Origin of the sequence: Roseovarius sp. (assembly GCF_030373445.1) — a bacterium.
Lineage (GTDB): Bacteria > Pseudomonadota > Alphaproteobacteria > Rhodobacterales > Rhodobacteraceae > Roseovarius.
This window is the reverse complement of record NZ_JAUCYU010000002.1, coordinates 202,868-228,019: the sequence shown is the minus strand read 5'-3', so window position 1 is coordinate 228,019 and position 25,152 is coordinate 202,868. Positions and strand designations below refer to the sequence as shown.

Genomic DNA, 25,152 nt, shown 5'->3' with positions numbered 1-25,152 from the left:
CGGGACGGCCATGAGCAGCGAAACCGACACGGATGGCGGGGTGACGGGCTCTGCAGGCCGGGCGCTGCTCGTGCTCGGGTTGATACTGGAGCACGGCCCGGTCTCGCCGCAACGGCTGACCGCGATCAGCGGGCTCAGCCGTACGGCGGTTCATCGGGCCATCCATGCGCTGATAGATCGCGGGTTCGTGCGTTACCAGCTGGGCAAGATGCACGTGATCGTCACCGCCGAGCTGCGGGACAGTTTCCGGGGCGCGTTCTTCAGCCCGCCGGGTATCGACGCGGTGTCGAAAGCCGTGGATGAGGGGCTCAAGCACCGCCGAATCCACTGTGAAATCGCGGTGTTGAGCCAGGCCGGCGAAGTTCGCGTCGTCGAAACCACCGCTCCGGACGAGGAGGCCGAGATCGACTTCTTCGAGAGCGATCTGGTCTCGGTTCTGCTTTCGCATTTCGATCCCGTGGCGGTGACGAGGATGACCGCCCGCGCCCTGCGCGCCGCGGGAGACGGCGCGAACGTCGAGCACGAGTTTCTCGATCGGTACCGCCAGGCGCAATACCAGGGCTTCATCTGGAACGGACAGCACGGTGCGCTGTGTCTTCGGGTCCAGGGTGATTCGGACCAGGCAGTAGGACTTCGCCTTATTTCGCGCGGATCGGGGCGCCACCGGCAGCGCGATTGTGTCGAAACTGCGGAGGCAATTGGGCGGCTTCTGCCCGGAATGTTTCCAAATCTCTCCACAATTCGCGAGTGATTTCAATATACGGAATGATCCGTTTGTCTTTGGTGCGCGGCGGGGCTACCAATTTCCTCGATGCAAGTACCGGTGCGTTTTCCGACGTTCCGGCAACCAGTAAAGAGGAACACGATTATGGCCCCGACCAATAATCCCGGCATTGTCGACGGTGAAGATACCGGCGAAAACATGGGTCTCGGTTACGATGACTCCAACGCTCCGACCGATCAGGGCGGAGACCAGATCACCAATGGCGACGACACCATCTACGGTAACGGCGGCGACGACACCATCGACGGTGCCGGCGGCAATGACGTCATCCGTGGTGACGGGCCCGATGGCTCCGGCGCCGGCGCGCGGGAGATCTTCCAGTGGTCGGAAGCACCCGGGTTCGGCGACCTTGCCTATGCCAGCGGTTTTACCCAGGACACCGGCGAGGCCTCGATCACCTTCTCTATCGAAAACGCGGATGCCGGCACGCAGAGCCAGTACCAGACCGAGGACCAGTTGACCGCGGGCCTCGACGACGAAGTCGCCGAAGACGCCTCCTTCGAGTCGGTGACGAATGCCAACGGCAACAGCACCACGTATCGCTGGACGTCCAATGACGGCACGATCGAGGACGTCGAGTTCCGCGTGAACGACCTTGACGGTGACGGCCTTGTCGAAGTGCGCGCCTACGATGCGGACGGAAACGAAGTGCCTGTTTACATCGAGGATGCCGGCACCGGGATCACCACGTCGAGCACCAACGGCCTTGACGGTAACAACTTCGCCGACAGCAACGACGGCAATTACACCGATGACAACGATCCGGAGCACTCCTTCAAGGTCAGCATTCCGGGTCCGGTGGCCTATTACGAAGTCATTCACACCCAGAACGGGGAAGGCAACAGCGGCATCAACATCACCGATATCGCCTTCAACGTGTCGGGCAGCGGCACGCCGGGCAACGACAAGATCTTCGGTGGCGACGGCGACGATGACATCGACGGCGGCGACGGCTCGGATTCGGTCTTTGGCGGCAACGGCGACGACACGCTGACCGGCGGCGCAGGGGACGACACGGTCACCGGCGGGGACGGCAATGACGTGGTCGAGGACCTGGATGGCGACAACACCATCGATACCTCCTCCGAACTCGGCCAGGCCGCCCTGCCCGACCGCGGGTACCCGGGCCTGTTCCCGGCCGACGACGACCCGAACGATGACCGCGATTCCGTTACCACGGGTGATGGCAACGACGACATCCGCACGGGCGACGATGCCGACACGATTGTTTCTGGCGGTGGCAATGACACCATCAACGCGGGCATCGACGACGACGTGGTCGACGCGGGCGATGGCGATGACCTGATCACCCTGGGCGAAGGTTCGGATTTCGTCGAAGCCGGTGCCGGCAACGACACCATCTACGGCGGTCTCGGCCCGAGCTTCCCGGATCAACTCAACATCACCGACGACGACACCGGCGGCGCCAGCCCGGACCTCGTGACCGACAACGGCATGGACACGATCTATGCCGGCGCGGGCGACGACGTGGTCTATGGTGAAGACGACGATGACGAGATCTTCGGCGAGGACGGCAACGACTACCTCGACGGCGGCATCGACGAGGACACCATCGACGGCGGCGACGGCAACGACACGCTGGTTGGTGGCCAGGATGACGACTCTCTCATCGGCGGTCTCGGCGATGACGAGATGTCGGGTGGCGATGGCAACGACATCTTCGTCGAGAACGGCGGCGACGGTGCCGACACCATCACCGATTTCGGCGTGGGTGACTCCGGTCCGATCACCGATGGCGACCAGTCGAACAACGACTTCGTCGATCTGAGCGGGTTCTACAACGCAACCACCCTGGCGGACGTCAATGCAGCCGGCGGCAGCTTCACTTCGGCCATCGACATGCTGCGGGCCGATGCCGAGGATGGCCGGATCGACGGCAATATCGGCGGTACCGACTACAGCGGCCAGATCGGCGATGTCGATCTTGCTCTGCAGGACGGATCGGGCGGTGCGGTCACCGGGTCGAGCCTGACCTACGACAACACCAACGTCCCCTGCTTCGTTTCCGGCACGCTGATCGCCACGCGCCGCGGGTCGGTTCCGATCGAGGAACTGAAGGCCGGCGACGAAGTGATCACCATGGACCACGGCTTCCAGAAGATCCGCTGGATCGGCTCGACGACCGTGCCGGCCGAGGGCAAGCTGGCCCCGGTGGTGATCCGCAGGGGCGCCATGGGCAACGAACGCGACCTGCGCGTCTCGCCGCAGCACCGGATGCTGGTGCGTGGCTGGCACGTGGAACTGATGTTCGGCAAGCCCGAGGCACTCGTGCCCGCCAAGGCGCTGATCAACGACGAGACGGTCTTCCCGCTGGAAGGTGGCACGGTGGATTACTACCACATGATGTTCGACCGTCACGAGCTGGTCTATGCCGAAGGCATTCCGTCGGAAAGCTTCCACCCCGGCCACGTGGGCATGGGCGCCTTTGCCGAGGACGCGCGCGAGGAAATCCTGCAGCTCTTCCCGAAACTGCGCGAGGATGTCTCGGCCTATTCCGAGCCGGTGCGCCCGACCCTGAAGGTGCGCGAAGCCCGGGTGCTGGCGGAGAACCCCGAACTGATCAAAGAGTAAGCGCGCAAGCGCAATGGTTCGAGTGAAAGAAGGGGCGCCTTTCGGGGCGCCCCTTTCTTGTTGCTCGTGCCTGCCTTGGCGAGGGGTGCGTCGCGGCCCGACCGATCGAGACAGTCGGGCCGGAGACCCCGGGCCCTATTCGCTTTGAAGGTTGCCCGGATCGAAGACGTTCCCGAAGCCGGAACTGTCATCCTCTTCGGCGGGCGCGGTGCCCTCCTCCTCCTCGTCGCTCTGGAGGTTGCCCGGATCGAAGGCATTGCCAAAGCCGGAGTCGTCGCCGCCATCATCAGGGGCTTCGCCTTCCTCTTCGCTTTGCAGGTTGCCCGGGTTGAACACGTTCCCGAAACCGGAGCTGTCGCTGTCCTCCGGAGCCGCTTCGGCAGGGGCCTCGGTGCCCGGTGTCAACTCGTCGGGATCGAACACGCCTTCGAAATTGCGCTGGCGTTCCTCTTCCCGCTGGCGCCGCTCCTCCTCGCGTTGTTCACGCAGTTCCTGGATACGCTGCTCTGCCTCGAGGCGCTTTTCCTCGGTCACGCGGGCAATACAGGCGTCGGGGCTGTAGGCGGTGGCCGTGCCCACCACGGTGATTGCGCCGATGCAGAAGATGACGAGGACAATGGCTGCCGGGTTGCCCGACAGGAACCGGGGCAGCCTCGGGCCGCCGCCCGTCACCTCGCCGACCGAGCGGTTCTGACGCGCGGCAAAGGCCAGTTGGCGCCGCCGGATGATTGACTCGTTCAGAAGGGCGAAGAACACCGTCAGCGCGACGATGATGAAGGCCAGCGCGGATATCGACGGGTTGATGCCGTAGCGCACCTTCTGTGCCAGTTCGATCGTCAGGGTCGGGTACTGGCCGAAGGTGAAGGTGGTGGTGTTGTAGTTCTCGAAACTGGCCAGAAAGGCCAGCACGGCAGCCGAAGCGATGGCCGGCCGCATGAAGGGAAGCAGCACCTTGCGGAAGGCCTGCGCATGGGTCGCGCCAAGGTCGAGCGCGGCTTCGGTCTGGCCGATATCGTAGCGCTGCAGGCGGGCCACCAGCACCAGCATGCAATAGCTGGCGATGAAGGTGGACTGGCCGATGACGGTCAGGAAGATGCCGTTCGACAGGAAGCTGTCGGGCCCGAGGCCGAGGAACCGGTTGATCCGGTCCCAGAAGACCAGCGTGGAGATGCCGAGGACCACGCCGGGAATGAGGATCGGCGCGATGACGACCGTGTAGTAGGTCGCGCGCAGCTTCGGCCAGATCTGCGTGAGCATCAGCGCCCCCGCCAGCCCCATCGCCACCGACAGGACAACCGTGCCCGCGCCGATGATGAAGGAGTTCTTGATGCCGTTCAGGATACGCTCGTCGCGGAACAGCTCGCCGAACCAGTCGAAGGTCAGGCATTCCCACGGCGTGGCCCTCGGGAACACCGAGGAGTTGAACGCCGTGACCGACATGATCACCAGCGGCCCCAGCAGGTAGGCAAAGAAGATCGCCAGGTAGATCCAGACGCTCACACGGAGGGCGGACAGGTTCATTTGCCGATATCCCCCATGTTCACCTTGAACAGGCGCATGATCGCCAGAACGAGGAGGATACAGGTCACCAGCAACACGATGGCGTAGGCCGCACCCTGCGGCCAGTCATTGTTGTCGTTGAACTGCTGGTAGATCAGCTGCGTGAACCACAGGCTCGACGGCCCGCCAAGGATCTGCGGCGCGGCCAGCGCGCCGGCGCTCAGCATGAAGACCATCGTGCAGCCAGAACTGATGCCGGGCTTGGCGTAGGGAATGACAACCCGCCGGTGGATCTTGGTCCAGCTTGCCCCCATGTCGCGGGCCGCCTCGATCTGGTTGCGGTCGAGGCTTTCGATCACGTTGTAGATCGGGAAGATCATCAGCAGGATGTAGGCATAGCCCAACCCTGCATAGAGCGCGATGTCGTTGCGGATGAAGTCGAAGGGCGCGTCGAATATGCCCAGCCCCATCAGCACCGAGTTGATGACCCCGCTTTCCCCGAAAATGATGCGCAGCGCGAAGGCGCGCAGGATCTCGTTGATCCAGTAGGGGATGATCAGCATCAGCGCGAAGATGCGGATATGGTTGCCCTTCGACTGCCCGAGGTAATAGGCGATCGGATAACAGAGGATCAGGTTGAAGATCGTCACGAAGATCGCGGCGATGATCGTGCGATAGAAAACCCGCAGGTCGACCCGGTTGAAACTCTGGCTGCCGCCTTCCGGGCCGAAGATCAGGTACTGGTAGTTTTCCAGCGTATAGGTATCGCTCGGCCCGCCATATGCTGGCGGCGGCAGGTTGTGCCGGAACGAGAAGTCGAGCATGGAAAGCTGTGGCAGGATGATCAGGCCGATCGTCCAGAACAGCACCAGCCCAAGCATGACGAGGCCGACGCCCAGGCCGTTGCGGTCGAGGAATTCCTTCAGGAAACGGGGCATGCCAACGACCCCCTATTCCGTCGCCAGTTCGCCGTGGGGCACGATAACCGCGTTCCGCACGTCGTATTCCAGCGTCATCGGCGCGCCCACGTGGCTCTGGAAGGACTGGCCCACATTCGGCAGCGAGACCTTCAGCTCCTTGCCGCCCTCGCCCTCCATGAAGATGTTGTAGGCGTTGCCCTCGAATTCCTCGTTCGTGACCTTGGCGGTCACGAAATGGTCGCCCTTGGCACCGGTCTGGGCAATGGCGAAGGCCTCGGGGCGGATGAACATCATCGCCTTGTCGCCCGCTTTCATCTTGCCGCGGTTGGCGGTGGAAATCGTGGCCAGCAGATCGCCCGAGCGGTTCGTCGCGATCACCGCCTCGTCGCCCTTCACCTCCTTGATCGTGCCGCGGAAGACGTTGTTCTCGCCCACGAAGGAGGCGGCAAAAGCCGTGGCCGGATCATTGTAGATGGCGCGGCCCGTGTCGATCTGGTCGATCACGCCGGCTTTCATCACCGCGATCTTGTCGGACATGGTCAGCGCCTCGCCCTGGTCGTGGGTGATGTAAATGAAGGTGATGCCCACCCGCTGCTGGATCTCGCGCAGTTCGGTGCGCATGTGCTGGCGCAGCTTCAGGTCGAGCGCCGACAGCGGTTCGTCCAGAAGAAGCACATCGGGCTCTGCGCAGAGGGCGCGGGCGATGGCGACCCGCTGCCGTTGGCCGCCCGACAGTTCGGAAGGCAGCTTGTCGCCCTGCCCCTTGAGCGCGATCATCTCGAGCAGTTCGTCGGCCCGCTTGCGCCGCTCTGCCGTGCTGGCGCCCTTGATCTCGAGCGAGAATGTGATGTTCTCCCAGACCTTCATCAGCGGGAAAAGCGCCAGGTTCTGGAAGATCAGCGCGGTCGGCCGCTTGTTCGGCCCGATCCCCTTCATGTCCTTGCCGCCGATCAGGACCCGGCCGTCCGACGGCTCGAGGAAGCCCGAAACCGCCCGCAGGATCGTCGTCTTGCCACAGCCCGACGGGCCGAGAAACGAGAAGAAATTGCCACCGTCTATGGCTACGTTCGCGTCGCGTACCGCGACGAAATCGCCGAACCTGATCCACAGGTTCTCCAGATCGACACCGACCCCCGCGCTCATCTGCTGTCCCCTTTTTGCCGCGCGCGTTCCGCCCATCCCCGGGCGCCGCGCACTGGTTCTGTCATGCTAAAGGCCCCGGCCCCGTGACGGGGGCCGGGGTCGGCAGGGCGCGGGTTACGCGCTCTTGAACTTGTTGACGAACTCGGTGCGCACCTCGGCGTACCAGGGGGCTTCGGCCGGCCAGGGGTTCAGGTTGGCCAGGCTTTCGCCCGGATAGGCCTCGGCGAAGTTCTTCTTGTAGGTATCACCCGAATACTGGTCGGCGCCCAGCACCGGCGAGTTGTAGCCGTGGCTGTCGATGGCGACGCCCGCAGGCTCCTGCTGGTAGGCGAAGTCGATGAAGGCGTAGATCTGCTCCATGTTCTGGGCGCCGATCGGCACCGACATGCCGTCGACCCAGGCCATCGCGCCCTCGACCGGCGCCTGGTAATGCACCGGCTCGCCCGCGGATTTCAGCGCCAGCGGCGGGCCGTCCCAGGTCTGGCCGACCACGACGCCCTCGTTGAGCAGGCCGTTCTTCTGGGTGTCGGCATCGTTCCAGATCAGCTTGATGCGGTTCTTGCGCTCGATGGTCCAGTCGGCGATCTGGGTCCAGACCTTCCGCATGGTTTCCTCGTCGTTATAGGCCGACCAAACCGAACCCGGCTCCATCTGGCCCGAGGCTTCCATGTAAAGGCCCGCGCCCAGCATCATCGAGTGCGCCCGGCCCATGGTCTTGCCCGCGTTCTCTTCCGACCAGACGTCGCCGTAGCTCGGCGCGTCGCCGCTCGGCAGCCACAGGTCGGTGCGGTACGCGATGCCCTCGGTGCCCCAGATATGCGGGAGCCAGTGCACGCCTTCGCCGCCGAAGTTCCATGCATCGGTGCCGATCTTGGCCATCGCCGGGTTCACCGCGTCGATTTTGACCTTGCTCATGTCGAAGGGCTGCAACAGTTCCAGCGGCTCCCACTGAAGCGAACGGTTGTTGGTGGGGCTGACGATGTCGAAGCCCTGGCCCTTGGTGGCCTTCATCTTGTTGATGATTTCCTCGTTCGAGCCGATGCCGGTGTAATTCACCTTGATGCCCGTTTCGCCCTCGAAATCGGAGATGAACTTCTCGGGCAGGTAGTCCGACCACATCAGGATGTTGATCTCGCCCGACGAGGCCAGCGCGCTTTTCGAGTAGAGCGGTGCGGCCAGCGCCGCGGCGCCCAGGGTAGTGGCTCCGCGCAAGACGGACCGGCGCGTGAGGTTGGATTTGGTTGTCATGTGTCTTCTCCCTTCAGGACTTTGACCCGATGAACCTCGGTTCTTATTGTAACGCTTTTATGGTGCGGAGTGTCGCCGCCATTCCGCATAACGCGAAGTGACAGTTCACAGAATAGATAAGTCCAGATGAGCCGATTCTGCGCAAGTTTTTCCGACCTGCGGTACAAAATATAGGCAGACGAAGGTGAACTGGACTGATGGCCGAAAGAGCCGATAAAGCTCGAAAGGCTGGCGTCCTGCTTGTCGGCACCTGTCGAGGCGACGGAAGCAGCGTTACCCCGGCCAGGGCAAGGAATAGGTCTTCACGTTGGTGAAGAATTTCATCGCCTCGATCACGCCTTCCTTGATGCCGTTGCCGGAGTCCTTGATCCCGCCGAAGGGCGACATCTCGATCCGGTAGCCGGGCTGTTCCCAGATATTGCAGGTGCCGACATCCAGCCCGTTGATATAGGCGATGGCCCGGTTGAGGTCGTTGGTGCAGACACCCGACGACAGGCCGAAGGGCGTGGCGTTGGATATCCGCATCACCTCGGCATCGTCATCCGGCACGCGGACGATGGGGATGATCGGTCCGAAGGTTTCTTCCATCACCAGTTCGCTGTCATGGGGCACGCGGTCGACCACGATGGGCGGCAGAAGCGCCCCATCGCGGCCCGGGTGATAGAGGATTTCGGCACCGGCCTTTTCCGCCGCGTGGACCCGCGACTCGAACAGTTCGGCGGCCTGGGCGTGGATCACGCAGCCGAGCTGCGTTTCGGGGTCTTGCGGGTTGCCGAAGCGGATGGCCCTGGCCTTTTCCAGCACCAGCGGCACGAAGGCGTCGGCCACGCTGTCCTGCACGAGGATACGCTTGATCGCGGTGCAGCGCTGGCCGGAATTGCCCGTCGCCCCGGCGACCGCGATGGTGGCGGCTTTCTCGAGATCGGCGTCTGAGAGATCGTTGCACACGATCAGCGGATCGTTCCCGCCGAGCTCCAGCGCCGTCCGCCTGTAGCCTGCTTTCGCCGCGATCATCTTGCCCACCGGCACGCCGCCGGTGAAGGTGATGATGTCGATATTGTCGTTGGTGATCATCTCGTCGCCGATATCGGCAGGCCAGCCCGTGACCACCTGGAACATCTCGGGCGGCAGGCCGGCATCGTAGAGGATATCCGCCAGCGTCAGCGCGGTCAGCGGCGTCAGCTCGGTCGGTTTGCAGACCATGCAGTTGTTGGTGGCGATCGACGGCGCGATCTTGTGGCTGACCATGTTGAGCGGGTGGTTGAAGGGCGTGATGGCCGAAATCGCCCGGACCGGCTCGCGCATGGTGAAGATCTTCCGCGCCTTGCCGTTATGGGTCAGGTCGCAGGAGAAGATCTCTCCGTCATCTTTCAGTGCCTCGGCGGCGGCGAACTGGTAGACATCCTGCGCACGCTTGGTCTCGTAGATGGCGTGCTGGTGACAGATGCCCAGTTCCAGCACCAGCCACTTGGCGAGGTACTCCCGCCGCTCGCCGATCAGCTCCCCTGCCCTTTGCAGGATCTGGCTGCGTTCGTAACGGGTGAGCTTCGGCTTGTAGGCGGCGGCGATTTCGAAAGCGCGGCGGGCATGTTCGGCGGTGCCGGCGGGCACGGTGCCGACGACCTCGTCGGTATAGGGATAGCGCACCTCGACCACGTCATCGGTGAACACGGTCTCTCCACCGATCCGCATGCCTTCGTGCCGGATATCTGCCTTGGTCATCACCTGATCCTTCATAGGGCCGCCGCCATGGTCGCATAGTAGAAGGCGTCGAAATTGCGAAGTTCGGGCGCCTCCGGCAGGTCGAGCCGGCGGTTGACGATGAACGGCACCTCCTGCTCGGTCAGGCCGCCGTGGCTGCGCAGGGGTTCCTTCAGCGCGGCCAGGTCGTGGCGGTCGGCGGAGGTGCCGATGGTCATGTTTTCCCCCGACACCATGACGATATCGCCGATGCGGTCGGCGGGCAGTTCGTAGCGGCGCACGGCCTCGGCCCTGTCGACCACCTCGATTATGCCGTCGGTGGACTGAAGCTTAGCCATGATGCTGGCCACGTCTGCACCATCGGGCAGGTAGGCCGTAGCAAAGCTGCCAAGCGCGCCGTGATGCACCACGTACGGGTCGGTGATCGGCAGGATGACCCGCGCCGCACCCTGCCCCAGCCACGCGTCCATCAGGTCTTGCACGTAGACCACGTTGGGCTGTCCCTGCGCATCGTGCTTGGGCTTCATGCCGTGATCGGCGGTCAGCACGACGGCGGCGCCGAGGGTATCCAGCTCGCCAAGATATCGGTCGACCATGGCATTGAACTGCAACGCGCCGTCCTCCTCCGGGGCGAACTTGTGCTGAATGTAATCGGTGGTCGACAGGTACATCACGTCCGGCCGCCACTCCTTCAGGAGCTTTACCCCGGCGGCAAATACGAATTCGCTCAGGTCGGCCGAGTAGACCTCCGGCACCGGGCGGCCCAGCCAGGCGCTGGCGTTGTCGATGCCATGTTCCGCCATGCTGGTGGTACCGGATTTCTCCGACGAAAAGGCGATCGCCCGGTCCTCGTCGAACCGCAGCCCGGCCCCCAGAAGCGCGCGCAGCTTGTCCTTGGCGGTCACCACGGCCACCCGTGCGCCGCGCTCGTAGAACTGCGAGAACAGCGTCGGCGCCCGCAGGAAGCGGACATCGTTCATCATTACCTCCTCGCCCGTTTCCGGATCGTAGAGGAAGTTCCCGCAGATCCCGTGGACCGAGGGCGGCCGGCCCGTCGCGATGGACAGGTTGTTGGGGTTGGTGAAGGACGGGATGACCGAATGCGCCCGCCGCTCGGTCCCCTCTTCGCGGATGCGCTTGAGGTTCGGCATCAGGCCCTTGCCGATGGCGACATCCAGATAGGCCGGCTCGCAACCGTCGAGGCAGATCGCCACCGCCGGAACCTTCGGCATGGCATAGGCCCGGTCGTTGGCGGTGATCGGGGTTTGCAGGGTCATCTCGGAATATCCTTACTGTCAGGCGGCAAGCTTTGCACGCTCTTGTAACGCTTCTGCGGGCGGCGCGGCAGAGGCCACGCCCATCTCTGTCAGCGCCTCTTTCGCGGCAACGACCACCCGGCGCATGACGTGCTCGTCCATCTGGCCGATACAGCCGATGCGGAAACTGTCGACGACGGTCAGCTTGCCGGGGTAGATGATGAAACCTTTCCGTTTCATCAGGTCGTAGAACCGGTCGAAGACGAACCGCGGGTCGGCGGGACAGAAGAAGGTGACGATGATCGGGCTGAGCCACCGGGCCTCGAGCAGGGTTTCGAAGCCCAGGTCGCGCATGCCCGCCACCATCACGTCGCGGTTGCGGGCGTAGCGTGCGCCGCGGCCCGCGACGCCGCCCTCCGCCTCATGCGCGCGCAGAGCTTCGAGGAAGGCGGCGACAGCGTGGGTGGGCGGGGTGAAGCGCCACTGGCCGGTTTTCTCCATGTGGGCCCATTGGGCGTGAAGGTCGAGGCTGAGGGAGGCGGCATTGCCTTTGGCCGCATCCAGCGCGTCCCGCCGGGCCAGGACGAAACCGAAGCCCGGCACGCCTTCGATGCACTTGTTGGCCGAGGACACCAGCGCGTCGCAGGGCACTGTCTCGGGCGGAAGGTCGATCGCGCCGAATGCCGACATGCTGTCGATCAGCAGCCGACGGCCCGCCGAAGCGACGGCCTCGGCGATCTCTTCAACGGGGTTCAGGATGCCGCTCGAGGTTTCGCAATGCACCGCGACGACATGGGTGATCGCCGGATCGCGGGCCAGGATCCCGGCCACCTCCGCCCCGCGCGGCGGCAGGTAGTCGCCCTTGTCCAGAACCTCGACGTCACGGCCGAGATAGCGCAGCACCTCGGCCGACCGCTTGCCATAGGCGCCGTTGGCCAGCACCAGGGCCTTGCCATCGCGGGGCACCAGGCTTCCCAGCATGGCCTCGACCGCGAACGTGCCCGATCCCTGCATCGGCACGCAATCACAGGCGTCGCCGCCTGTGCCCAGCATCGCCACCAGCCGCTTTCTCATCTCGGCGGTCATGGCGCGAAAGTCGCCATCCCAGCTGCCCCAGTCGCGCAGCATTGCCTGTTTCACGGCGGCAGAGGTCGTCAGCGGCCCCGGCGTCAGCAGGTAGGGCTCTCCCATCAGGGGTGGTTCGATACGGGGGGTCATGGCGTCAGCCTCGGTCGGGAATGCCTGTCACAGGCTTGCCGTCTCTGCGCCCATATGTAAAATTGGTAATAGAAATGTGTCTATAGGCAGAACTTATAGTGCGGTATGCCCAGATAAAGGCGTTCCATCACGTGGCCCTGCTCGGCGGCTTTTCCCGCGCCGCCGAGGCCCTGAGCCTGACCCAGCCCGCCATCTCCGAACAGGTGCGCAAGCTTGAACAGGCACATGACACGCTGCTGTTCCATCGCGACCGGCGCCAGGTCCGCCTGACCGAGGCGGGGGAGGCCCTGCTGCGCCTGACCCGCCCCTATTTCGAGGCCGAGGCACAGATCACGGAGCATCTGTCGCAATCCGGGGCGGCGGTGGCGGGCGAGCTGCGCGTGATCGCCGATGCAGCCCACCACGTCACCGGCCTCTTGCGAGAGCTGCGTGCAAAGCATCCACAGATCATGGTCTCGCTGCGCGGTGGCAACACGGGCGAGATCCTGGACGAACTGCGCGCCTACAAGGCCGAGATCGGTGTCGTGGGCGATATCGCCCCGGGCCCGGAATTCGATACTGTTCCACTGGGCGGGGCGGAGATCATCGCGTTCGCCCCGCCCGAACTCCTGCCACGCGGTGCGAGCGCCCTGCCCCTGTCCTACCTGATCCAGCTTCCGCTGGTCATGCGAGAGACAGGGTCGAAGACCCGTCAGAAAATCGAGGAAGAGGCCGCCCGGCAAGGCCTTCGCCTGACCCCCGGCATCGTGGCCGAGGGGCGCGAGGCCGTGCGGGAGCTTGTGGCCTCTGGCGCCGGGGTCGGGTTCGTCTCGCGGGCCGAACTGGGGGCGGATGACCGGGTTAGAGCCGTGTCGATCGAAGGCGCCGGGTTGCGCATGGAAGAGACGCTGGTCTGCCTCTCTCAACGGCGCGACCTGCGCCTGATCCGCACGGTCATGGATCTCGCGAGACGCGGCTGAACCTTGCTGAGCATTACGCGAATTTCCTGCCACCATACACGCATGGCGATAATTTGTGGCAGATTTCGGGAAGACACATCACGCTATGACCTTTGCCCTGCCCTATTCCTGCTTGGTTTCCGGGGCATATTGATCCTCGGCCATGACGAGTGATTTTGTTTGGAGGGTACCCGCGCGGGCTTCGATCAAAGGGAATACCGCATCATTGCAGTCAGGACCGCCGGATTGACAGGGCGGTTCGCGATACGCGCGACTGCACGATGCAATCTGGTGGCCGGATGATCCAGCCCTTGGCTGAGCGTATTTCGGGGCAGTTTTCGTGCGGACAACGCGCGGAAACCGCCCCGGATGTGTCTTCCCCGGGCCGATGCCGGCGTGGCTTCAGGGCACGCCTTTGGCACGCATGACCTGTCCGAGACTTGCACGCGCACGTGCGACGTGAGAGGCTTCGGAATGGGAATGAAGCAGAGATTTCCGGGAGGACCCAGATGACCCCAACCCGCCAGAAACGCCGCGTTCAGGTCATATGCGCAGCGCTGTTGCATATCCCCATCGTCGCGATCGCGGCCTATGCCCTGGCGAGCGGTGTCGGTGACCATGTCGGAATACTTGTTGTCGGGCTTGTGGCAACCGTCGCTGCCACGGTGATGATCGTGCCTTATATCGGGCGGGTCATCGACGGCGGCTCTGTACCGGTGGCGAACTGAGGCGTCAGAGAAACAGGTAGAGGATCCACGCCAGAAGCGCGGTCTTCGCAACGGCGATAATCAACACCATCCCCCTGTTCTCCGGGGCGCGGACGGCATCGAGGAAACGTGCCGTCAAAGACAGCTCCTTCTCCCCGAACAGCGTATTCTCGATATTGCTCAGAACGCGCGGAGGCGGAGCGACGCCGGCCAGGTCGTCGGAGTCGTAAAAGGCCACGAAGCGCTCGTTCCAGAGCCGGAAGGCATCGCGCATTTCCGAATCGCCTTCGAGATCGCGGCGCACACGCTCCTGCTCGGCCTTGTCCAGAAGGCCGAGGGCAAGTTCGCCTGTCAGTGCGATCTTCTCGGTGTGCAAGGGAGAAACCCCTCTATTGCGCCAATGGGCCGCAAACGCGGATACCAGTGGACAGAATGTACCATTCCGCGCATTTACGCAATGTGCCGTCGATTTCAATCCCGCGATCGGTCAAAAGACCGTCAGTTAAGCGGCTCGCAGGGACCGCCCTGACGCGGAGTATCCGCACGCTGCGCCAATGGGCTGCCTACGCTGATGGTCGCGCCATTGCCCCGTTGACCGGGCACTAAGCTCCAACTCCTTGAATGCGGCGGCTTCACGCGAAATATCCCGTTCAGACCGGTTCCCTGCGAGCCTTGCTCATGGCCTTGCGTTCCGCCCGATCCAGTCGGGCAAGCACGTCGGCAACGCTCGCGCCCTCGGCCCGTGCAGCCCGCCAGATGCGGCGGCAGGAGGCGGGTGACCACGGAAGAGCCGCCTGCGTCAGCCATTGTCGCAGGCAGGGGGGCAGCCTGTCGAATTCGCGCATCGGGTCCCCGGCGCACCGCCGGCGCCTCAGGGCGGTGTCCCCGAGGTTGGTCATCGGGCGGCCTTCGGTTCGGCCACCGGATCGAGTACCAGGACCAGCCGGGTCTGGCCTGTCCCCTCGACAGGCGGCGAGCGGTGGAGAAACCCGCTTGTTCCGTGTCCCGGCCAGAGCTTGCCGCGGAGTATCAGCGGCGCGCCGGTGGGGGCATTGAACACCTCGCGAGGGGAGTCGTCATGCCCCTGCCCTTCCCCGTACTCGGTGCCCGGCCCGCGGTAGGTGCAGATCAGCCGGACCGTCACCGCATCGACATGGAACCGTCCGCAGGCGTTGCCGCTCACCCGGTCGAGGCGCAGGCGCAGGTAGGGCGAGCCGGAAAGAGCGGCGAAGATATCGGCCAGGGCCGCGATGTCGTCGATCAGCATGTCACGCTCGGGACCGGGCGGCGTTCCTGCCCCGTCGCAGAGCGCGGTGACGGCCGCGCGCACGGCCCGGGCGTGCAGGACGACCCGCCCGTACGGCAGGTTGTCGGGCGGGAGGCTGTCCATCCAGTGCCGGACCCCCGGCAGCGGTGTCCGGTGCCACAGTGCCGCGGCCACGCCCGCCTGTCGGATGACGTCGAGCTCTTCGGGCCGGCGGACGATTTCGAGCCCGCTAACCCGCGCGTCCGCAACGGCCGGATCCTGTGTCATGCCGCCTCCGATCGGCGCCACTGGGGAAACGGATCGGCCAGGTCGGGCAGCGCGTCGGGGCCCGGCGCGCGCTCTTCCGGCACCAGCACCGACTCCAGTGTCCACTTCAGCGCCGGCCAGTCGATCCCGGCGCCGATGAAGACGATCTCCTGCCGGCGGTCGCCCCACGGCTCCTGCCAGTGGTTGGCCAGATAGCTTTGCGCCTGCGGATGGTCGGGCCAGCGTTCCTTCGGCACCGAGGCCCACCACGTGCCCAGCGGCGCCACGGTCGACAGGCTGCCCGCCAGCGAGAACTCGGCCACCCATTCGGGCCGCGTGGCGATCCAGAAATGTCCCTTGGCGCGGATCACCCCCGGCAATGGCCCGTTCAGCACGTCATGGATTCCCTGAGGATCGAACGGCCGCCGCGCCCGGAACACATAGGAGCTGACCCCGTATTCCTCGGTCTCGGGCACGTGGTCGGCGAAGCCATAGAGCTCCTTGGCCCACATCGGGTGCTCGTGGGCCTTCTCGAAATCGAAGAGCCCGGTATCGAGGATCTCGCCCGCCGGCACGTTCGCGTGGTTCGTCTCGATGATCCGCGCATCGGCGTTGAGGCTGCGGATGATCTTGCGCGCCGCGTCGGTCTTCTCGTGCCCGGCATCGGCCACCTTGTTGAGGATCACCACGTCGGCGAACTCGATCTGGTCGGTCAGCAGGTGCACCAGCGTGCGCTCGTCGGCCTCGCCCATGGTCTCGCCCCGGTCGCGGAGGAAATCGTGGCTGGCGTAATCGTTCAGCAGGTTCACCGCGTCGACCACCGTGACCATCGTGTCGAGCCGGGCCACGTCGGACAGGCTGTCGCCGTATTCGTCGCGGAAGTCGAAGGTCGCGGCCACGGGCAGCGGTTCGGAAATGCCGGTGGATTCAATCAGCAGGTAGTCGAACCGCCCGGCGGCGGCGAGGCGGCGCACCTCGTCGAGCAGGTCGTCGCGCAGGGTGCAGCAGATGCAGCCGTTCGACATTTCCACCAGCGTTTCGTCGGTGCGCGACAACTCGGTATCGGCGCGCACGAGGTCGGCGTCGATGTTCACCTCGGACATGTCGTTGACGATCACGGCGACACGCCGCCCCTCGCGGTTGTTGAGCACGCGGTTCAGAAGCGTCGTCTTGCCGGCGCCCAGGAAACCGGAAAGCACGGTGACGGGAAGTCTGGTGTCGGTCATGGCATGGGGTCCTCTTGCAGGGGCGGCTCCCGGCGGGTGCCGCCATATTGCGTGTTATCACATTACACTCTTTGGCTCGAAAAAACGCGCCTCCCCCGCGGGCCGGCGCGCAGGGCGGGCCGCGACGAGGCGGCCCACCCCCAGGCCGGTCTCAGCCGGCCTGAAGGCAATCCGCCAGCGACCCGGCAAGGTTCCGAAGCAGTTGCGGGTACAGGTCCGACCCCGGCTCCAGGTCGGAACCCAGCGGATCAAGCACGCCGGTCCGGGCCTCGGACCCTTCCATCACGGCGGCCACGACACCGGGGCTGAACTGCGGCTCGGACAGCACGCAGGTGACCTGCTGTTCCTGCACCCGCCCCTGGACCTCGGCGATGCGCGCGGGGCTCGGGTCGGCCGCGTCGGAGAGCGAGATCGCGCCGGAGGCGGGAATTCCGAAGCTGTTCTCGAAATACTGGTAGGCGTCGTGGAAGACGATGAAATTCTGCCCCTGTACCGGCGCGAGCATCTCCTCGATGTCCTGCGACAGCGCCGCCAGTTCCTCGCGCCCCGCGGCGGCGTTTGCGGCGTAGGCCTCGGCATTCTCCGGGTCGGCGGCCGACAGGCTGTCTGCGATGACCGTCAGCCAGGCGGAGGCGTTGTCCGTCGAGAGCCACATATGCGGGTCGGTCCCGGCGTGATCGTGGCGGTCGGCGTGTTCGTGGTCGTGGTCGTGGTCGTGAGCTTCGCCCTCGGCGTGCTGGTCATGGTCGTGGTCTTCGCCGTCCTCCCCGGCGTGGTCGTCATGATCATGGTCGTGGTCGTGCGCCTCTTCGTGGTCGTGCCCGGCGTCATGCGCCTCCTCATGATCGTGGTCGCCGTCGTGGGAATGCGCTTCGAACAGGGCGCTATCGCGGGTCGGAAGCGTGGTGGTTCCGTCCAGGGCGGACAGCGTGACGATCTCGGCCCCGCCGGCCAGCGTTTCGATCGAATCGCCGAGCCACGGCGTCAGGTCCGGCCCGATCCAGAACACCAGCGCCGCGTCCTGAAGTGCCTGCGCCTCGGAGGGGCGAAGGCTGTATTCATGCGGGCTGGCGCCGGGGGCGACGATCAGCTCCGGCTCCCCCACGCCGGCCATGACGCGCGCCACCAGCGAATGCACCGGCGCGATATCGGCCGCGACCCCGGGCGTGTCGGCCATGGCCGTTCCGGCCAGCAACGCGGCGGTCAGCGAAAGCGGGAGAAGGTTTCTGGACATCCGGGGCTCCATGTGATTTTATAACATCCATGACCCGATACATGATATAAGATAACATGACAAGCCCCGGACACCCCAAGGCAGACCCGGCCACCGACCCGGTGGGTTTCGCCGCGCATGATCACGGCCGTTGCGTTGCCGCAGGCATCGCGGCGGCGGAAGAGCGTTGCGCCGACAAGGGCCTGCAATTCACGCCCGTGCGCCGCAAGGCGCTGGAAATCCTGCTGCAGGAACACCGTGCGCTGGGCGCCTACGAAGTGCTCGACCGGCTGCGCGACGCGGGCTTCGGCTCGCAGCCGCCGGTGGCCTACCGCGCGCTCGACTTCCTCGTTGCCAACGGTTTCGCGCACAAGATCGAACGTCTTAACGCTTTCATAGCCTGCGCGCATCCCGGCACCAGCCATTCGCCGGCCTTCATGATCTGCCGCCTGTGCGATTCGGTGGCCGAGGCGCACGCGACGCCGACACGCGGCGCGCTCGGACAGGCGGCGCGGGACGCGGGCTTCCGGATCGAGCGGACGGTGGTCGAGGCCGAAGGCGTCTGCCCGTCCTGCGCGGAAAAGGCCGACGCATGAGCCTGATATCGCTTCGCGGATTAAGCGTTCGTTACGGCGCTGTCACGGTGTTGCACGACGTGACGATGGAGATCGCGCCGGGCGAGATCGTCACGGTGGTGGGGCCGAACGGTTCGGGCAAGACCAGCCTGCTGCGCGCGATCATCGGCGCCGTGGCGCCGGCCAAGGGGCGCGTGGTTCACAAGCCCGGCCTGCGCATCGGCTACGTGCCGCAGAGGCTGCATATCGACCCGACCCTGCCGATGACGGTCGAACGGTTCCTGCGCCTGCCCGGCGGCACTCCGAAGGGCGCCTGTGCCGAGGCACTCGAAACGGCCGGGGTGCCGGACCTCGCCAGGCGCCAGATGTCCGGGCTGTCGGGCGGGCAGTTCCAGCGGGTGCTGCTGGCCCGGGCGCTGATCAACCGGCCCGACGTGATCCTGCTCGACGAGGCCACGCAGGGGCTGGACCAGCCCGGCTCGGCCGCCTTCTACCGCCGGATCGAGGAGGTGCGGCGGGAGACCGGGTGCGCCGTGCTGATGATCAGCCACGAGCTGCACGTGGTGATGAGCGCCTCGGACCGGGTGATCTGTCTCAACGGGCATGTCTGCTGCGAAGGTACGCCCGAGAAGGTTTCTTCCGCGCCCGAGTACCGCGCGCTCTTCGGAAGTGGCACGGGCGGCGCGCTGGCGCTTTACCGGCACGATCACGACCACGCCCATGACGGCGCCTGCGATCACGGTCACGGCCACGATCATGGGCACGGGCACGACCAGACGGAGGCCGCCGAGTGATGCTCGACGATTTCATGATGCGCGCCACCCTCGCCGGGCTTGGCGTCGCCTGTGCCGCCGCGCCCCTGGGAAGCTTCGTCGTCTGGCGCCGCATGGCCTATTTCGGCGATGCCACGGCCCACGCCGCGGTGCTTGGCGTCGCCCTGTCGCTGGCGCTTCAGATCTCGGTGTTTGCCGGGGCCATGGCCGTGGCGCTGGTGATGGCGCTGACCGTCACGCTGCTGACGGGCCGCGGCTACGCGATGGACACGCTGCTGGGCGTGCTGGCGCATTCAGCCCTGGCCTTCGGACTTGTCGCGGTGTCCTTCCTTTCGGGCATCCGGATCGACCTGATGGCCTATCTCTTCGGTGATATCCTAGCGGTGTCGCGCACCGACCTCGCGGTTATCTGGGGCGGAGCGGCCCTGGTCGTCGGGCTGATCGGCTGGCGATGGTCGGGCTTGCTGACCGCGACCCTGAACGAGGATCTCGCCCATGCCAGCGGCATCGACCCGAAGCGCGAAAAGCTGATCCTGACGCTGGCGCTGGCGATTACCGTCGCCGTGGCGATCAAGGTTGTGGGCGTCCTGCTTATCGCGGCCATGCTGATCATTCCGGCCGCCGCGGCACGGCCGCTGTCGCGAACGCCGGAGGGCATGGCGCTCACCGCTGCCGTCCTTGGCGCGGTGTCGGCGGTGGCCGGCCTGCGCGCGGCCTACGTGTTCGATACGCCCGCCGGCCCGTCGATCGTGTGCGTTGCGGCGCTGTGTTTTGCGTTGACCAGCCTTACCAGCAGCGTCTGGCGTTCCGGCTAGGGCACGCGGCGGCGGGCCCGAGGCCGTCGGTCACGCCGCGGCCGCCCGCCTCAGCCGCATTTCGAGTGGCCGCAGTTCACGCAGGTCATGCAGCCTTCGACCATGCGCATGTCGTATTGCCCGCAGGCCGGGCAGGCCGGGCCGCGGCGGCCGGGGAGGTTGACGACCTCGGCAGTGGGGTCGGCCTTGAGGCCCAGCCCCTCGCCTTCGAGGAAGCCGATCTGGATCATGTGGCGTTCCAGCACCCCGCCGATGGCGGCGAGGATCGAGGGGATGTACTTGCCGTTCATCCAGGCCCCGCCGCGCGGGTCGAAGACGGCTTTCAGTTCCTCGACCACGAAGGACACGTCGCCGCCGCGCCGGAAGACGGCCGAGATCATCCGGGTGAGCGCCACGGTCCAGGCGAAATGCTCCATGTTCTTGGAGTTGATGAACACCTCGAAGGGGCGGCGGTGGCCGTTCAGGAGGATGTCGTTCACGGTGACGTAGATCGCGTGGTTGCTGTCGGGCCATTTCAGCTTGTAGGTGGCGCCGTCGAGCTCCGCCGGGCGGTCGAGCGGTTCGGACATGTAGACCACGTCGCCCCCCTCCTCCGGCAGGCCGCCATCGTTGACGGGTGTCTCGCCAGGGAGCTTGTCGGCCTTCTCGCTGACGCTCAGGACCGAGCCGGTCACGTCGTTGGGGCGGTAGGTGGTGCAGCCCTTGCAGCCGGTCTCGTAGGCCTGCATGTAGACGTTCTTGAACGCCTCGAAGCCGATATCCTCGGGCACGTTGATGGTCTTGGAAATCGAGGAATCCACCCATTTCTGGGCGGCCGCCTGCATGCGCACGTGATCTTCGGGTTCGAGCATCTGGGCGTTGACGAAATAGTCGGGCAGGTCGGCATCGCCGAACTTCTCGCGCCACATCTGCACGGCGTAATCCTCGACCTCTTCCTCGGTGCGGGAGCCGTCCTTCTGCAGGACCTTGCGGGTGTAGGAATAGGCGAAGACCGGCTCGATGCCCGACGAGACGTTGCCGGCGTAAAGGCTGATCGTGCCGGTGGGGGCGACGGAGGTGAGAAGCGCGTTGCGGATGCCGTGTTCGGCCACGGCGGCGCGCACGTCTTCATCCATCGCCTGCATGGTGCCGCTGGCGAGGAAGGCGTCGGCGTCGAAGAGGGGGAAGGCGCCCTTCTCTTTCGCAAGCTCCACCGAGGCGAGATAGGCGGCGCGGGCGATGCGGTGCATCCAGCGTTCGGTCTGTTCCGCGGCCTCCTCGGAGCCGTAGCGCATGCCTTTCATCAGGAGCGCGTCGGCGAGGCCGGTGACGCCGAGGCCGATGCGGCGCTTGGCCTGCGCTTCCTGCCGCTGTTGCTCCAGCGGGAAGTTCGACACGTCGACCACGTCGTCCATCATGCGGATGGCGGTGGCGACGAGGGTGTCGAGTTCTGCCTCGTCCACGTGGGCCGTGGTCTCGAAGGGGTCGCGCACCAGACGGGCGAGGTTGATCGAGCCCAGCAGGCAGGCGCCGTAGGGCGGCAGGGGCTGCTCGCCGCAGGGGTTGGTGGCCGAGATCGTCTCGCAATAGGCGAGGTTGTTGGCCTGGTTGATCCGGTCGATGAAGATCACGCCGGGTTCGGCGAAATCATAGGTCGCCTGCATGATCCGGTTCCACAGGTCGCGCGCCTGGATGGTGTGGTAAACCTTGCCGCCGAAACTCAGCTCCCACGGGCCGTCGGCCTTCACCGCTTCCATGAAGGCATCGGTCACCAGCACCGACAGGTTGAACATGCGCAGGCGCGAGGCGTCGGCCTTGGCGGAGACGAAATCCTCGATATCGGGATGGTCGCAGCGCATGGTGGCCATCATCGCGCCGCGGCGGGAGCCGGCGGACATGATGGTGCGGCACATGGCGTCCCACACGTCCATGAAGGACAAAGGCCCGCTGGCGTCGGCGGCGACGCCCTTCACCTCGGCGCCACGGGGGCGGATGGTGGAGAAGTCATAGCCGATCCCCCCGCCCTGCTGCATGGTGAGCGCGGCCTCGCGCAGGGCGTTGAAGATGCCGTCGAGGTTGTCGGGGATGGTGCCCATGACGAAACAGTTGAAGAGCGTCACCTGCCGCGCCGTGCCGGCGCCGGCGGTGATGCGGCCGGCGGGGAGGAAGCGGAAATCCTCGAGCGCGTGGAAGAACGGGTCTTCCCAGGCCTCCGGCCGGGCCTCGTTCTTTGCCAGCGCGCGGGCCACGCGGCGCCACGTATCCTCGACCGTGCGGTCGCGGACCGTGCCGTCGCCATCCTTCAGGCGGTATTTCATGTCCCAGATGGATTCGGCGATGGGGGCGGCGAAACGTGTCATGCGAGGTAAGTCCTGAAATCTTGAGTGTGCGTCGCGGCAGGAATTGAACCTACAACCTCCTTGCATTAAGCTCATGATGCTTGGGCACCAATCGCAAGGCGCTCTATCCAGTTGAGCTACGCGACGCTGGGTTTCCGGATGTGTAGTGACATCCGGAAACCCACAATACCTTGAAGCCGTCCGGATTTCCACTACCGTATCTGGCCCAGAGGACGATTCTTTCACATGGCCAAACTGCACCTCATAAAACTCAGCGTCGGCTCGAAGAACGTCGAGAGCATGGCGGACTGGCAGGCGACCCGGCGAGCCCAGACCGAGGACGGTCTGCCAAGGCATGTCACGCGCATGTGGCCGCGGCGGGCGGACGAGGTGCTGGAGGGCGGGTCGCTTTACTGGGTGATCCAGGGGCTGGTGCAGTGCCGCCAGCGGATCGTCCGGTTCGACGAGGTCATCGGGCAGGACGGGATACGGCGCTGCGCCATCGTGCTCGACCCGGAGATCGTCCGGACGACCACCGCGCAGAAGCGGCCGTTCCAGGGCTGGCGGTACCTGCAGCCGGGCGATGCGCCGGCCGATCTGCCCGCCTCGCGGCGGGACGAAGAGGCCCTGCCGGCGGACCTGTCGGCGGCGCTGGCGGATATCGGGGTTTTGTAAGGCGTTTCGGGATTTTCCGGAAATGACGGGCGAATCGGGGTTAAGGCCCTGATTTATCGGCAAAACGCCATGTCGGTATCACGTCGGTATTACGTCGGTACGTCGTCGGCGCGCGTGGCGGTACCGGGCATGGTTAACGCAACGTGCGGCCGGGTGCCGGATGGTCCGGAACCGTAAACCCGGCGACGCGGCGGAGCGCGGACTGTTACCGCCACCCGTGCAGCATGAATGCAACAGGGCACGCCTGACGCGAGGTCATCGGCGCCAATCAGCTTAAATCCCTGAATCGACGGCCGGATCTTGCTGTTAAGGCCCGTTGCAGCCTGCCTCCCGATCACGAATTTCTGATTAACGGGCCGCACCCCTTGTCACGGGGCCGCGGGCGTATATGTGCGCCGCACACCCAAAAGATCGGGCATTGGCCCGGCGGGGTGTCCGGTGCCGCTCAGCGGACCGGAGGAGCAGAAAAGACAATGGTCGTCAGACCAAAGGAGACCAGACATGAAGAGAACGCTTACCGTGCTTGCGGCCACGTCCGCCCTCGTTGCCGGCCCCGCGCTGGCCGGCAGCATGACGCCCGCGCCCCAGGAACAGCCCGTGATCGCCCCGGTGGCGCCGCCGGCGCCGGCCGGCCCGGACTGGACCGGCTTCTACGGTGGTGGCCAGATCGGCTATGGCAACATCGACAGCAACGTGCCCGGCGTCGACGGTGACGATGTCATCGGTGGTCTGACGTTCGGTTACGACTACGACCTCGGCAACTGGGTCGTGGGTGCCGGCATGGACTATGACTTCGCCGACATCTCGCTGGCCCCCGGCAACAGCCTCGAGCGGGTCTACCGCGTCAAGGCACGCGGCGGCTACAAGGTGGGTGACGGCCTGATCTACGGCACCGGCGGCTACGCCAACGCGGACGTGAGCGGTGTCGGCGACGACGACGGCTATTTCGTCGGCGCGGGCTACGAGCACATGATCAGCCAGAACGTGTCGCTTGGTGGGGAAGTGCTCTATCACGAGTTCGACAACTTCCAATCGACCGGCACCGACGTCGAGGCGACCACGGTTCAGCTTCGCGGCACGTTCCGCTTCTGATCCGACCAAGTATTTCGATCGGGATTACGGCCCGGGCTACCCCAAGCCCGGGCCGTTCATTTTTCAACCCTACCGCTTGTTTTTTCGGCGATTTTCCGCCCAATTTCCCGCTCGGACTCGGGTTTTCCGGACATTAGGTCACTTGAGAGCAACACTCTTGGACCGATAAACATTTCCGGCTCTTCTTCCGTTGAGTGACAGCCGATTTCGCATAGATACTGCATCTCAGCACCCGGCACTTTCGGGCTTACTCTGGAAATGCACAAATGGTTCGTGAGCGAACACGCGGACCGAAACGTGAGGACAAAAAAATGAAACACGCGCTTTCCCTGTTTGTGGCCGCTACTCTGACCGCTACAGGCCCCGCGCTGGCGGGCAGCCTGGCAGATCCGGTCGTGGACGCACCGGTCATGGTTCCGGCCCCGGCAAAACCGGCCATCCCCAACTGGACCGGTTTCTACCTCGGTAGCGAGATCGGCTACCTGAACATGGACACCAACTTTCCCGGCATCGACGGCGACGACCCCATCGCCGGTTTCACTGCCGGTTACGACTATGACTTCGGCAGCTTCGTGCTTGGTACCGCGGTCGACTATGACTGGACCAGCCTGAACCTGACCCCGGCCGTGCAGGCCGAGAACATCCTGCGCGTCAAGGTGCGCGGCGGTGTCAAGATGGGCCGCGGCCTGGCCTATGCCACCGGCGGCTACACCAACCTCGACACCAACATCGTTGGCGATGTCGACGGCTACTTCATCGGCGGCGGTTACGACTACATGGTCGGCGACCACCTGACCATCGGCGGCGAGCTGCTGTACCACGACTACGACAACTTCACCGGCACGCCGGTTGGCGCAGAAGCCACCACGCTGGCGGTGCGGACGGTCTTCAAGTTCTGATCGTCGGATACCCGATTTCAGAAAGGCCCGGATGAGCGATCATCCG

23 protein-coding genes and 1 tRNA gene are annotated in these 25,152 nt (G+C 65.1%); 10 read left to right on the top strand and 14 right to left on the bottom strand.

Going from position 1 to position 25,152, the window contains the following annotated elements:
- Positions 1-10: 10 nt before the first annotated feature.
- Both QUV18_RS04610 and QUV18_RS04605 read left to right on the top strand, forming a co-directional pair.
- Positions 11-751: a helix-turn-helix domain-containing protein gene (locus QUV18_RS04610; RefSeq protein WP_300892259.1), complete on the top strand. Its 741-nt coding sequence runs from the start codon at positions 11-13 to the stop codon at positions 749-751.
- A 117-nt stretch (positions 752-868) separates the two neighbouring features.
- Positions 869-3,376: a Hint domain-containing protein gene (locus tag QUV18_RS04605; protein WP_300892258.1), complete on the top strand. Its 2,508-nt coding sequence runs from the start codon at positions 869-871 to the stop codon at positions 3,374-3,376.
- Between the two features lie 135 nt (positions 3,377-3,511).
- On the opposite strand, the gene QUV18_RS04600 is transcribed toward QUV18_RS04605, so the two are convergent.
- From QUV18_RS04600 to QUV18_RS04570, 7 genes are all read right to left on the bottom strand, one after another.
- Positions 3,512-4,897 (bottom strand): ABC transporter permease, encoded by a 1,386-nt coding sequence (locus QUV18_RS04600; RefSeq protein ID WP_300892257.1) that lies wholly within the window; start codon positions 4,895-4,897, stop codon positions 3,512-3,514.
- Positions 4,894-5,814: an ABC transporter permease gene (locus tag QUV18_RS04595; RefSeq protein ID WP_300892256.1), complete on the bottom strand. Its 921-nt coding sequence runs from the start codon at positions 5,812-5,814 to the stop codon at positions 4,894-4,896. The genes QUV18_RS04600 and QUV18_RS04595 overlap by 4 nt, the downstream gene beginning before the upstream one ends.
- A gap of 12 nt (positions 5,815-5,826) precedes the next feature.
- Positions 5,827-6,939 (bottom strand): ABC transporter ATP-binding protein, encoded by a 1,113-nt coding sequence (locus QUV18_RS04590; protein WP_300892255.1) that lies wholly within the window; start codon positions 6,937-6,939, stop codon positions 5,827-5,829.
- A 114-nt stretch (positions 6,940-7,053) separates the two neighbouring features.
- A complete protein-coding gene (locus tag QUV18_RS04585; RefSeq protein WP_300892254.1) occupies positions 7,054-8,187 on the bottom strand; it encodes an extracellular solute-binding protein in 1,134 nt (377 codons plus the stop codon).
- Positions 8,188-8,460: 273 nt separating this feature from the next.
- Entirely contained in the window at positions 8,461-9,909 is a 1,449-nt protein-coding gene (gene phnY, locus QUV18_RS04580) for a phosphonoacetaldehyde dehydrogenase (protein ID WP_300892253.1), read from the bottom strand.
- A gap of 11 nt (positions 9,910-9,920) precedes the next feature.
- The gene (gene phnA, locus QUV18_RS04575; protein WP_300892252.1) at positions 9,921-11,165 is read right to left on the bottom strand and encodes a phosphonoacetate hydrolase; all 1,245 of its coding nucleotides are present in this window, start codon (positions 11,163-11,165) and stop codon (positions 9,921-9,923) included.
- Between the two features lie 18 nt (positions 11,166-11,183).
- Positions 11,184-12,362, bottom strand: coding sequence for a 2-aminoethylphosphonate--pyruvate transaminase (locus QUV18_RS04570; protein WP_300892251.1), 1,179 nt, complete (start codon positions 12,360-12,362; stop codon positions 11,184-11,186).
- Between the two features lie 98 nt (positions 12,363-12,460).
- On the opposite strand from QUV18_RS04570, the gene QUV18_RS04565 reads away from it, so the two are divergent.
- Together QUV18_RS04565 and QUV18_RS04560 are read left to right on the top strand one after the other, a co-directional pair.
- Positions 12,461-13,321 carry a LysR substrate-binding domain-containing protein gene (locus QUV18_RS04565; RefSeq protein ID WP_300892250.1) on the top strand — a complete coding sequence of 287 codons (861 nt, stop codon included), beginning with the start codon at positions 12,461-12,463 and terminating at the stop codon, positions 13,319-13,321.
- Positions 13,322-13,809: 488 nt separating this feature from the next.
- The gene (locus QUV18_RS04560) at positions 13,810-14,028 is read left to right on the top strand and encodes a hypothetical protein (protein WP_300892249.1); all 219 of its coding nucleotides are present in this window, start codon (positions 13,810-13,812) and stop codon (positions 14,026-14,028) included.
- A gap of 4 nt (positions 14,029-14,032) precedes the next feature.
- Here QUV18_RS04560 and QUV18_RS04555 read toward each other — a convergent pair whose 3' ends face one another.
- The 5 genes from QUV18_RS04555 to QUV18_RS04535 form a co-directional block, all read right to left on the bottom strand.
- A complete protein-coding gene (locus tag QUV18_RS04555; protein ID WP_300892248.1) occupies positions 14,033-14,383 on the bottom strand; it encodes a hypothetical protein in 351 nt (116 codons plus the stop codon).
- A 274-nt stretch (positions 14,384-14,657) separates the two neighbouring features.
- The gene (locus QUV18_RS04550) at positions 14,658-14,852 is read right to left on the bottom strand and encodes a DUF6525 family protein (RefSeq protein WP_300892247.1); all 195 of its coding nucleotides are present in this window, start codon (positions 14,850-14,852) and stop codon (positions 14,658-14,660) included.
- Positions 14,853-14,902: 50 nt separating this feature from the next.
- On the bottom strand, positions 14,903-15,541 hold the full coding sequence (locus QUV18_RS04545; protein ID WP_300892246.1) for a DUF1826 domain-containing protein: 639 nt from the start codon (positions 15,539-15,541) through the stop codon (positions 14,903-14,905).
- A complete protein-coding gene (locus QUV18_RS04540) occupies positions 15,538-16,746 on the bottom strand; it encodes a GTP-binding protein (RefSeq protein WP_300892245.1) in 1,209 nt (402 codons plus the stop codon). Before QUV18_RS04540 ends, QUV18_RS04545 begins: the two co-directional genes overlap by 4 nt.
- Positions 16,747-16,897: 151 nt before the next feature.
- Entirely contained in the window at positions 16,898-17,980 is a 1,083-nt protein-coding gene (locus QUV18_RS04535) for a zinc ABC transporter substrate-binding protein (protein WP_300892244.1), read from the bottom strand.
- 56 nt (positions 17,981-18,036) lie between these two features.
- On the opposite strand from QUV18_RS04535, the gene QUV18_RS04530 reads away from it, so the two are divergent.
- Genes QUV18_RS04530 through QUV18_RS04520 form a run of 3 tightly spaced genes read left to right on the top strand, consistent with a single transcriptional unit; the run spans position 18,037 to position 20,122 of the window.
- On the top strand, positions 18,037-18,555 hold the full coding sequence (locus tag QUV18_RS04530; RefSeq protein WP_300892243.1) for a transcriptional repressor: 519 nt from the start codon (positions 18,037-18,039) through the stop codon (positions 18,553-18,555).
- Positions 18,552-19,328 carry a metal ABC transporter ATP-binding protein gene (locus QUV18_RS04525; protein WP_300892242.1) on the top strand — a complete coding sequence of 259 codons (777 nt, stop codon included), beginning with the start codon at positions 18,552-18,554 and terminating at the stop codon, positions 19,326-19,328. The genes QUV18_RS04530 and QUV18_RS04525 overlap by 4 nt, the downstream gene beginning before the upstream one ends.
- Positions 19,328-20,122 (top strand): metal ABC transporter permease, encoded by a 795-nt coding sequence (locus QUV18_RS04520; RefSeq protein ID WP_300892241.1) that lies wholly within the window; start codon positions 19,328-19,330, stop codon positions 20,120-20,122. Before QUV18_RS04525 ends, QUV18_RS04520 begins: the two co-directional genes overlap by 1 nt.
- 50 nt (positions 20,123-20,172) lie before the next feature.
- Here QUV18_RS04520 and QUV18_RS04515 read toward each other — a convergent pair whose 3' ends face one another.
- Both QUV18_RS04515 and QUV18_RS04510 read right to left on the bottom strand, forming a co-directional pair.
- The gene (locus QUV18_RS04515) at positions 20,173-22,461 is read right to left on the bottom strand and encodes an adenosylcobalamin-dependent ribonucleoside-diphosphate reductase (RefSeq protein ID WP_300892240.1); all 2,289 of its coding nucleotides are present in this window, start codon (positions 22,459-22,461) and stop codon (positions 20,173-20,175) included.
- 27 nt (positions 22,462-22,488) lie between these two features.
- A tRNA-OTHER gene (locus QUV18_RS04510) sits at positions 22,489-22,588 on the bottom strand.
- Between the two features lie 98 nt (positions 22,589-22,686).
- On the opposite strand from QUV18_RS04510, the gene QUV18_RS04505 reads away from it, so the two are divergent.
- From QUV18_RS04505 to QUV18_RS04495, 3 genes are all read left to right on the top strand, one after another.
- Entirely contained in the window at positions 22,687-23,115 is a 429-nt protein-coding gene (locus QUV18_RS04505) for a DUF1489 domain-containing protein (RefSeq protein ID WP_300892239.1), read from the top strand.
- Positions 23,116-23,616: 501 nt separating this feature from the next.
- On the top strand, positions 23,617-24,207 hold the full coding sequence (locus QUV18_RS04500; protein WP_300892238.1) for an outer membrane beta-barrel protein: 591 nt from the start codon (positions 23,617-23,619) through the stop codon (positions 24,205-24,207).
- Positions 24,208-24,617: 410 nt separating this feature from the next.
- The gene (locus QUV18_RS04495) at positions 24,618-25,106 is read left to right on the top strand and encodes an outer membrane beta-barrel protein (protein ID WP_300892237.1); all 489 of its coding nucleotides are present in this window, start codon (positions 24,618-24,620) and stop codon (positions 25,104-25,106) included.
- Positions 25,107-25,152: the final 46 nt, after the last annotated feature.